Origin of the sequence: Cellulomonas septica, assembly GCF_012396155.1 — a bacterium.
GTDB lineage: Bacteria > Actinomycetota > Actinomycetes > Actinomycetales > Cellulomonadaceae > Cellulomonas > Cellulomonas septica.
In genome coordinates, this window is record NZ_JAAXOY010000076.1 from 1 (window position 1) to 9,090 (window position 9,090).

Genomic DNA, 9,090 nt, shown 5'->3' on the forward strand with positions numbered 1-9,090 from the left:
CGTCAGGCGGCGGCGGTCGCCAGGGCGGTCGCGGTCGCGAGGGCCTCGGGGATCGCCGCGAGGTGCACGTGCGCGACCTCGATGGGCTCGTACCCGGCGGCGACGACGGCGGCCGTGTCGTTCTCCTCGTGCGCGAGCACCGCGGCGAGCACGGGACCGAGCGGGCCGGTCTGGTCGCGCAGCGCGTCGGCGATGGCCTCGGAGACGCCCGACCGCTCGATGATCGAGTCGATCGACAGCTTGAGGTGCGACGCGACCGCGGACAGCATCCCGACGACGTACCCGGCGTCGGTCCCGGCGAGCCGCGAGCACGTGAGCGCGCGGGTCAGGACCGACCACAGGGGACCGACGGCGGCGGTGCGCGCGTCGACGAGCGACGCCATGGCGAGCGCGTTGAGCTGGCGCGGGCCGACGAGCACGACGGCCTGACGCACGGAGTCGATCCGCCGGCGCACGCCGCTCGCGGAGGAGTTCACGAGGTGCAGGACGCGCATCGTGAGCTCGGGGTCCGACTCGACGACGTGCACGACGGCGTCCTGGTCGGGGTACTCGGCGGACAGCAGCCGGACGAGCTCGAAGCACTGCACCTCGCCCGCGGACAGCTGGCGGCCGGCGTCGGAGCGGTGCCGCTCGAACATCGGGCCCTGCAGCAGGTCCGCACCGGCGGTCAGCGCGGCGTGGATGCGGTCGCGGGAGTCGGCGCGCTCGGCGATGACGTGCGCGCCGCACTTGTGCACGTGCGCGACGAGCTGGTCGAGGCGGTCGGCCTGCGCGGCGACGTCGATCTTCACGTAGTCGACGATCGAGAGGAACTCGTCGTGCGCGGGCATGCCCGTGTAGTCGCCGAGCGCGAGGCCGTAGCCCATGTGCTTGAGCGCGATGACCTGCTCGGCCGCGTCCTCGCCGGACGTCATGTGCCCGGGGATCTCGACGACGACCCCGCCGCCGGCGGGCGGCAGGTCGTGGCCGCCCATCATCACGCGGGTCGTGGCGCGCAGGATCAGCAGCTTGTCGCCGGACAGGAGGTCCGCGTCGAGGATCCGGTACTGCGCCTCGACGAGGTGCTCGACCCGGTGCTCGGGCTCGACGGAGCCGTCGGGGGCCATGACGGACGCACGGACCGCGTACCCGAACACGGACCTGTCCGGGTGCACGATCGGCTGGCGGTGGACGACGGCCGATCCGACGTGGGCGGGCGGCTGGTCCAGCTGGTACATGCGGTCGTCCCTCTCCTCCGAGGTGCGAAGTGGTGCTGGTCCACCTATCGGCAGGAGCCGCGCGGAACTGAGGAGACGGGTCCGAGCACGCCCGTCCGGGCGTGCTCGTGGTGGCCCGGCGTCAGCCGACGGGGGCGCGCAGCGGCCAGTCCTCGTCGAGCACGGACTGCACGGCGAGGCCGCGGGCCCGGTCGACGAGCACGGGCGCGAGGAGGTTGGCGGTGGGCGGCTCGCCGGCGGCGCCGGGGTGCACGACGACGAGCACGACGACGTCGGCGGGGTCGGTGTCGTCGCCGAGGACGCCCGGGCGGATCCGCGGGTGGTAGTCGGGGAAGTACAGCGTCGGGCTGACGACGAAGAGGCGGACCTCGCGCTCGTCGGCGTCGACGGACCGCAGCGCGAACAGCACGCCGGTGTCGTCGAGCGCGTCGAGCACGTAGGAGGTGCGTCCGGGCAGGCCCGGCAGGGCGGTGACGAGCCGCAGCTCGCCGGGCACGTCGAGGACGTGACCGCCGACGGCGACCGGGACGGTGGCGGGGGCGATGTTCATCGGAGGAAGTCCATGAGGCTCGGCTGGAGGACCTTGGCAGCGGCGCCGAGAGCGCCGTTGTACGCGACCTCCTGCATCTGGATGTCGAGGATCGTCTGCGCGAGGTCGATGTCCTCGATCCCCGACAGCTGCGTCTTGGTGGTGAGCTGGTTGCTCACGATCGAGGTCTGCGCGGAGCCGACCTGGTTCTGCCGGGCACCGACGGACGACAGCTCGGTGAGCATGGCGTCCATGCGGTCGTCGATGGCGTTCAGATGGGTCGTGGAGTCCCCGCCGCTGCGCAGCGTCGCGGCGACCTGGTCGAGCAGCGCGAACACGGACGTCGCGCCCTCGCCGAAGACCGCGGACCCGTCGGCGTCGACGCGGACCGTGGTGGCGTCACCGACGCGGCGGTCGACGGACGCGCCCGCGGTGCCGGTCCAGCTGTAGTCGGCCTGGAACGCGCGACCGGCGTCCGAGGTGCCGGCGAAGACGGTGCGTCCCGCGTAGGACGCGTTCGCCTGGTCCATGAGCGAGTCCCGGACGCCCTCGATCTCGGCGGCCAGGGCCTCGCGCGACGTCGGGCCGAGCCCGCCGTTGCCGCCCTGGATGGTGAGGTCGCGGGCCCGGCGCATGGCGGTCATCGACGACTGCAGCGCCGCGTCGACCGTCGTGAGCCACGAGTCGCCGTCGGTCGCGTTGCGCGCGTACTGCGTGAGCGCGCGCTGCTCGCCGCGCAGGCGCAGCACGTCGGAGGCGCCGGCGGGGTCGTCGGACGGCACGGAGATCTTCTTGCCGCTCGAGAGCTTCGCCTGCAGGTCCGCCATGGACGTGAGGTTGCCCTGCAGGTTGGACAGCGTCTGGCGCTGCACGGTCAGGTGCGTCACCCGGGGGATCATCGCGTCACCTTCCGACGAGGCCGGTCTTGTTGATGAGCACGTCGAGCATCTGGTCGACGGCGGTGAGGACGCGCGCGGCGCCCTCGTAGGCCCGCTGGAAGGCGAGCATGTTCACGGTCTCCTCGTCGGTGTCCACGCTGGTCGCCGCGAGCTGCTGCTGCTCGGCGGTCGCGCGGGCGGACTCGGCGACCTTGGCGCGCGAGCTCGCGCTCGAGGCGCGGACGCCGAGGTCGACGACGGTCGACGACCAGTGGGCGTCGGGACCGGTCTGGCTGGTCTTGAGCGCGGCGATCGCGTCGCCGACGGTCCCGTCGAGGGGGCCCTTGGTGGGGTCGGCGACGGCGACGTCCGCGGCGGACGTGATCGCGACGGTCAGGCCGAGCGCGGCGGGCCGGCCGGCCTGGAACGTCCAGAAGTCGCCGGTGGTGCGGCCGTCGGCGGTGACCGCGCCGCCGTGCAGCGTGTTGACCTGGTCGGCGATGGTGGTCGCGAGCGCGTCGTAGCGGGCGGCATGCTCACCGAGGCCGCCGTCGAGGCCCGCGCTCTGCGTGGGGCGCTCGGCCCACACGACGGTGACGGCCTGGCCGGCGGTGGCCTGCGCGAACGACGCGGCGCCGGTGACGGCGAGCTCGTGGACGCGCTTGCCGGACACGAGCGCGTTGCCGCCGACGAGGACGTCGACCTGGCCGTTCTCGCGGGTCGTGGTGCTCGCGCCGACGAGCGACGAGAGCTGCGTGACGAGCTGGTCGCGGCGGTCCATGAGCTCGTTGGCGGTGCCGCCCGCGTTGGTGATCTCGAGGATGCGGGCGTTGAGGTCGGCGACGCCCGCGGCGGTCGTGTTGACCTGCTCGACGAGCCCGGCGGTGGTCGTGCGGGCCTGCGTCCACTGCGTCTGGACGGAGGTGTAGAGGCTCGCGATGCGGTCGGCGACGGCCTTGGAGTCCTGGAGGACGACGGCGCGCGCGGCGTTCTTGTCGGGGGTGTTCGACAGGTCGGACCAGGCGCCCCACATCGTGGCGAGCTGGCTCGCGAGGCCGGTCTCGCCGGGCTCGCCGAGGCTCTTCTCGAGCACGCCGTACGCCTCGGCCCGCGCCGACAGGTACGACGCGCCCGCGGTCTGGGTGCGCAGGCGCAGGTCGAGGAACACGTCGCCGAGGCGCTCGATGCCGGTGACGCGCACGCCCTCGCCGGCGCCGTTGTTGACGGAGAACATCGACGGGACGTTGGCGGAGGGGAGGGCCGACAGGGACGCGCGCTGGCGCGTGTAGCCGACGGTGTTCGCGTTGGCGACGTTCTGCCCCGCGACGTCGAGGGCCTGCCGCTGCGCGATCAGGGAGCTCAGCGCGGTGCCGAGGCCGGAGAAGGTGCTCATGCGGGTGGGTGTCTCCTCAGAAGGTGCGGTCGACGAGGCGCGCGGCGGGTGCGGCCGCCGCGGTCGTGCCCGCGCCCGTGTACGTGTGGACGTCCTGCAGCGTCGCGAGCGTCTCCTGGGTCGCGCGGTGCGACAGCGCGAGGAGCTCGCGGTTGCCGTCGGACAGCTGGGCGATCTCGGCGGCGAGCGTCGCGAAGGCGTCGCGGTGCGCGCGCAGCAGGTCGTCCCAGGGGGCCGGTGCGGCGGCGGCGATCTCGGCGAGGCTCGCGTCGCCGGGCAGGCCGAGCGTGACGGCGGCGAGCTCGGCGGCGAGCGCGCGCCCGAGCTCGGCGGTGCGGATCTCGTCGAGCACCGTCTCGACCTCGCGGGTCGCGTGCCCGAGCCACCGCGAGCGCCCGCTCGTGAGGATCAGCTGCTCCTCCTCGAGCTTGAAGAGCAGGAGCTCGAGCAGGTTCCGCTGCTGCCACAGTGCGTCGGAGAGCCCGTTGAGGGGCATGGGGGTGTCCTCCAGGTCCTGCCCGCCGGGGTCCGTCGGGCGTCTGCTCCCTCCATCGGCACGGGTCGGGCGATTGTGACGAGTTCGCCGGAGATCGCGTGGTCCGGGGGTGGGAGCGCTGTCACACCATCGGGTCACCGGCGTGTCGTCGAAGCGGTTCCGGACTCACCCGTCCGGTGCGCCTGGAAGCGTCCGAATGCTCCCGCAGGGCCATTCGGGTGTGATGCGCGTCACACCGATTGCCTGCGGAAACGCTCTCATGAATCGTTTCCGGGTGTTCGCGCAGGACGAACCGGACGGTGCCTGAACTGGGCGCGTGTCCAGTCACGGGTGAAGCCGAACCCATGACTCAAGGGTGCTGGCACCTGGGCCGAACGAGTGCAGGTGAGCAACAACACAGCGGCGACCGACGAGCTCGTCACGACGCACCTGCCCCTCGTCGGCTACGCGGTCAGCGAGATGCTGCACCGCGTCCCCCCGACCGTCTCGCGCGACGAGCTCGCGTCGGCCGGCAGCCTCGCGCTCGTGCTCGCCGCCCAGGCGTACGACCCGGCGACCGGCGTGCCGTTCGCCCGCTACGCCTCGCTGCGCATCAAGGGTGCGCTCGTCGACGAGCTGCGCTCGATGGACTGGGCGTCCCGCGGGGCCCGGCAGCGCGTCCGCGAGCTCGCCGCCACCACCGAGCGGCTCACGAGCGTGCTCAAGCGCAAGCCGACGCGTGAGGAGCTCGCGCACGCCATGGGCGTCGACCTCCGCGCCGTCGACGACGCGACCCGCGACGCCGAGCGCCGGGTCCTGTCCATGGACGCGACCGAGGGTGCCGTCGCCGACCTCGTCGTCGACCGCGAGCTCACGCCCGAGGAGAGCGTCCTCGCCGACGAGCGCCACCGCTGGCTGCGCGCCGCCGTCGTCACGCTGCCCGACCGCCTGCGCACCGTGATCGAGGGCCTGTTCCTCCAGGACCGCAGCGTCGCCGACCTCGCCGCCGAGCTCGGCGTCACGCAGTCCCGCATCAGCCAGCTGCGCACCGAGGCCCTCGGCCTGCTGCGCGACGGCATGAACGCCGGCCTCGACCCCGACCTCGTGCCCGCCCCCGAGCGCGCCGACGGCGTCGCCGAGCGCCGCCGCCAGTCCTACTTCGCCGCCGTCGCCGCACGTGCCGCGCTCGTCACGTCGATCCCGACCGCCGACCGGCTGTCGGTCGTGCCGAGCCAGCGCGACGTCGTCGCCGCACCCGACGGCACGCCCGTCGTGGCGCGCCTGCGCGGCGCCTGATCCTCGGCGGCCGACGCCGGCCGGGGGACCGTCGAGAAATTCCTCGACGTAATCCCTCACCGACCGTCGGAACCCGCCGATCTGCAGGGTGTGCCCACGGATGGGCCGCTCCGGACCCGAATCAAGGAGGAAGAGAACCATGGGTCTCTCGATCAACCAGAACATCGCCGCGGTCAACTCGTACCGCAACCTCTCGAACACCCAGAACGACCTGAGCAAGTCGCTCGAGAAGCTGTCGTCGGGCTTCCGCATCAACCGTGCGGCGGACGACGCGGCCGGTCTGGCCATCTCCGAGGGTCTGCGTTCGCAGGTCGGTGGCCTCAAGGTCGCCGCCCGCAACGCCCAGGACGGCATCTCGGTCGTGCAGACCGCTGAGGGCGCCCTGACCGAGGTCCACTCCATCCTGCAGCGTGTGCGTGACCTCGCGGTGCAGGCGGGCAACGACTCGAACAACACCGAGGCGCGCGCCAACATCAAGACCGAGTCGGACTCGCTCGTCTCGGAGCTCGACCGCATCGCCAAGTCGACCAACTTCAACGGCACCAAGCTGCTCGACGGCTCGACCTCGTCGCTGAAGTTCCAGGTCGGTGCCGACGGCAACGCCGACAGCCAGATCACGGTCAACCTCGGTGGCGCGAACGTCAAGGCGATCGCCCAGAACCTCGCGGGTGGCAGCCTCACGACCACGGGTTCGTCCTTCGCGGCGACCCTCGGCTCGCTGACGACGGCCGCGGCCACGTTCACGAGCACCAACGCGACGACCGGTGTCACCACGGCCATCACGACGGGCACGCTCAGCGACACCGCCGGCGGTGCCGGCTTCCAGAGCGTCGAGGAGTACGCCTCGGCGCTGCGTTCGGACGCCGCCTTCGCCTCGAAGTTCACGGTGTCGGTCACCAAGGACGCGAACGGCGCCGGCACCGGCATCGTCGTCTCCGCGCTCGACGGTGGCACGGTCTCCACGACGGCCGCCCCGGCCGCCGGCCTGGCGACCGGTGGCTCGACGGGCACCGCCCTCACGGGTGGCGTCGCGTTCGACTCCGCCGCGAACGCGCAGGCGTCCATCACGCTGATCGACGCGCAGATCAAGTCGGTCTCGACGGCCCGTGCCGGTCTCGGTGCCCTCCAGAACCGCTTCGAGCACACGATCAAGAACGTGAACGTCGCGGTGGAGAACCTCTCCGCCTCGGAGTCCCGCATCCGCGACACGGACATGGCGTCGGAGATGGTCTCCTTCACCCGCGCGCAGATCCTGTCGCAGGCCGGCACGGCGATGCTCGCGCAGGCCAACCAGATCCCCCAGGGCGTCCTGTCCCTCCTGCGGTGATCGACCCGGTGACCGACCCCCGACCGGGAACGGCCACCACCTGAAGCGCTCCGGTGGCGGGCGGCCCACCAGCCGCCCGCCACCGGCGCCTCAGCCCTGAACCACCACCCCCGACGAGCGGAGCGACGACGCATGGCGACCATGGGCATCGACGGCCTGGTCTCCGGTCTGCAGACGACCGACCTCATCAACCAGCTGATGCAGGTCGAGTCCGCGCCGCAGACCCTGCTGAAGTCGAAGCAGTCGGCGACGACCAACCTCGTGACCGCCCTGCAGTCGCTCAACACCAAGGTCTCGTCGCTCAAGGACGCGGCCACGAAGGCCGCCACCGCCTCGTCCTGGGACGTCACGAAGGCCACCGCCTCGGCTGCGTCGGTCACCGCGACGACGGGCGCCGGGAGCACCCCGACCGAGCTGACGTTCCGCGTCGACGCGCTCGCCTCGAGCCAGGTCTCGCTGACCGACTACGCCGCGCTCCCCGCCGCGGGCGAGAAGCTCACGTTCAAGGCCCCCGACGGCACCCTCACCGAGGTCACCGTCGGCGCCGACGCCGCCGCCACGGCTCGTGCCATCAGCGCGTCGAAGGCCGGCGTCAACGCCGTCGCCGTCACCGTCGGCGGGACCACGCGACTCCAGCTCACCGCCGCCGAGAGCGGCGAGGAGCACGCCTTCACGGCCTGGGCGGGCACCGCGGCGCAGGTCGGCGCCGGCACCGCCACGAGCCTGCCGCTCGTCGAGACGCGCGCCGCGAAGGACGCGCAGATCACGCTGTGGGCCGGCGTCGCCGGGGCCGAGCAGCAGGTCACGTCCTCGACCAACACGTTCTCCGACGTCCTCGTCGGGACGTCGATCACCGTCTCGAAGGTCGAGGCGGATCCCGTCACGCTGACCGTCAGCCGCGACACCGCCGCCGTCACCTCGCTCGCGTCCGGCCTCGTCGGCGCGCTCGGCGTCGTCCTCTCCGAGGTCGCGTCGCGCACCGCGACCACCACGACGACCGCGGCGGACGGCGGCACCGTGATCAGCGGTGGCCTCTTCGCGGGCGACTCCGCGGTGCGGTCGCTCAAGCAGGCCCTGCAGACGGCGGCGTCGTACCCCGTGGACGGCTCGTCGCCGTCCGAGGTCGGCATCTCGATCAGTGCGAAGGACGGCACGTTCGCGTTCGACGAGGCGAAGTTCAAGGCCGCGCTCGCAGCCGACCCGGACAAGGTCGAGAAGATCGTCTCCGGTCTGGCGCAGCGCGTCGCCGACGTCGCGAAGGGCGCCTCGGACTCCGTCGACGGCACCCTCACCCGCAAGATCACCGGGCAGCAGGACCTCGTCAAGGACCTCGGCACCCAGATCGACGCGTGGGACCGCCGCCTCGAGGTGCGCCGCGAGAGCCTCCAGAAGACGTACTCGGCGCTCGAGGTCACGCTCTCCAACCTGCAGTCGCAGTCGAGCTGGCTCGCCGGCCAGCTGTCGTCCCTGTCCGCGTCGTCGAGCTCCTGACGCCCACCGGAAGGTCGCACCCCATGCCTGACATCCGTTCGCGGTACGTGGCCGACGCGGTCGCCACGGTCGGACCCGCGCGTCTGCTCACGATGCTCTACGACCGGATGCTGGTCGACGTCGACCGCGCGGCCGAGTCGTTCGAGGCCGGGGAGGTCGTCGCCGGTCGCGGGCACCTCCAGCACGCGCAGGAGATCGTCGCCGAGCTCATCGTCAGCCTCGACGAGGCGGCGTGGGACGGCGGCCCGCAGCTCATGTCGATCTACCGCTTCCTGCTCGGCGAGCTCATCCGCGCCGGTGCGCGCGGCGACGTCGAGATCACCCGGTCCTGCCGCGCGCTGATCGAGCCGCTCGCGGAGGCCTGGCACGAGGCGGCGCGCTCGCTCGCGCAGGTCCAGATCCCCACCCCGGCGGACGCGCCCGCGCTGGAGACCGCGACCGCGGTCGGCCTGCTCGGCGTCGGCTGACCATGCTCGCCCCGGCG

9 protein-coding genes are annotated in these 9,090 nt (G+C 72.6%); 4 read left to right on the forward strand and 5 right to left on the reverse strand.

Annotated features, from left to right (window positions below):
• Window positions 1–2: 2 nt before the first annotated feature.
• The 5 genes from HGA02_RS05070 to flgN form a co-directional block, all read right to left on the reverse strand.
• Window positions 3–1,217, reverse strand: a complete 1,215-nt coding sequence (locus HGA02_RS05070; protein ID WP_168678080.1) for an EAL and HDOD domain-containing protein — start codon at window positions 1,215–1,217, stop codon at window positions 3–5.
• Window positions 1,218–1,338: 121 nt separating this feature from the next.
• Window positions 1,339–1,767, reverse strand: a complete 429-nt coding sequence (locus tag HGA02_RS05075) for a flagellar assembly protein FliW (protein ID WP_168678081.1) — start codon at window positions 1,765–1,767, stop codon at window positions 1,339–1,341.
• Entirely contained in the window at window positions 1,764–2,645 is an 882-nt protein-coding gene (flgL, locus tag HGA02_RS05080) for a flagellar hook-associated protein FlgL (protein WP_168678082.1), read from the reverse strand. The genes HGA02_RS05075 and flgL overlap by 4 nt, the downstream gene beginning before the upstream one ends.
• Window positions 2,646–2,649: 4 nt before the next feature.
• A complete protein-coding gene (gene flgK / locus HGA02_RS05085; RefSeq protein WP_168678083.1) occupies window positions 2,650–4,017 on the reverse strand; it encodes a flagellar hook-associated protein FlgK in 1,368 nt (455 codons plus the stop codon).
• Window positions 4,018–4,033: 16 nt separating this feature from the next.
• Window positions 4,034–4,513 carry a flagellar export chaperone FlgN gene (gene flgN, locus HGA02_RS05090; protein WP_124343050.1) on the reverse strand — a complete coding sequence of 160 codons (480 nt, stop codon included), beginning with the start codon at window positions 4,511–4,513 and terminating at the stop codon, window positions 4,034–4,036.
• Between the two features lie 384 nt (window positions 4,514–4,897).
• Here flgN and HGA02_RS05095 point away from each other — a divergent pair, with 384 nt between their 5' ends.
• From HGA02_RS05095 to HGA02_RS05110, 4 genes are all read left to right on the forward strand, one after another.
• Complete coding sequence (locus HGA02_RS05095) at window positions 4,898–5,788, forward strand: sigma-70 family RNA polymerase sigma factor (protein WP_168678084.1); 891 nt, start codon at window positions 4,898–4,900, stop codon at window positions 5,786–5,788.
• 139 nt (window positions 5,789–5,927) lie between these two features.
• On the forward strand, window positions 5,928–7,115 hold the full coding sequence (locus tag HGA02_RS05100; protein ID WP_168678085.1) for a flagellin N-terminal helical domain-containing protein: 1,188 nt from the start codon (window positions 5,928–5,930) through the stop codon (window positions 7,113–7,115).
• A gap of 132 nt (window positions 7,116–7,247) precedes the next feature.
• On the forward strand, window positions 7,248–8,606 hold the full coding sequence (fliD, locus tag HGA02_RS05105) for a flagellar filament capping protein FliD (protein WP_168678086.1): 1,359 nt from the start codon (window positions 7,248–7,250) through the stop codon (window positions 8,604–8,606).
• Between the two features lie 23 nt (window positions 8,607–8,629).
• Complete coding sequence (locus HGA02_RS05110; protein WP_124344294.1) at window positions 8,630–9,073, forward strand: flagellar export chaperone FliS; 444 nt, start codon at window positions 8,630–8,632, stop codon at window positions 9,071–9,073.
• Window positions 9,074–9,090: the final 17 nt, after the last annotated feature.

Excerpts from the sequence above, each read along its gene's own strand:
- flgK (WP_168678083.1), bottom strand. The coding sequence starts at position 4,017 with ATGAGCACCTTCTCCGGCCTCGGCACCGCGCTGAGCTCCCTGATCGCG.
- fliD (WP_168678086.1), top strand. The coding sequence starts at position 7,248 with ATGGCGACCATGGGCATCGACGGCCTGGTCTCCGGTCTGCAGACGACC.
- flgL (WP_168678082.1), bottom strand. The coding sequence starts at position 2,645 with ATGATCCCCCGGGTGACGCACCTGACCGTGCAGCGCCAGACGCTGTCC.
- HGA02_RS05070 (WP_168678080.1), bottom strand. The coding sequence starts at position 1,217 with ATGTACCAGCTGGACCAGCCGCCCGCCCACGTCGGATCGGCCGTCGTC.
- HGA02_RS05110 (WP_124344294.1), top strand. The coding sequence starts at position 8,630 with ATGCCTGACATCCGTTCGCGGTACGTGGCCGACGCGGTCGCCACGGTC.
- HGA02_RS05100 (WP_168678085.1), top strand. The coding sequence starts at position 5,928 with ATGGGTCTCTCGATCAACCAGAACATCGCCGCGGTCAACTCGTACCGC.
- HGA02_RS05075 (WP_168678081.1), bottom strand. The coding sequence starts at position 1,767 with ATGAACATCGCCCCCGCCACCGTCCCGGTCGCCGTCGGCGGTCACGTC.
- flgN (WP_124343050.1), bottom strand. The coding sequence starts at position 4,513 with ATGCCCCTCAACGGGCTCTCCGACGCACTGTGGCAGCAGCGGAACCTG.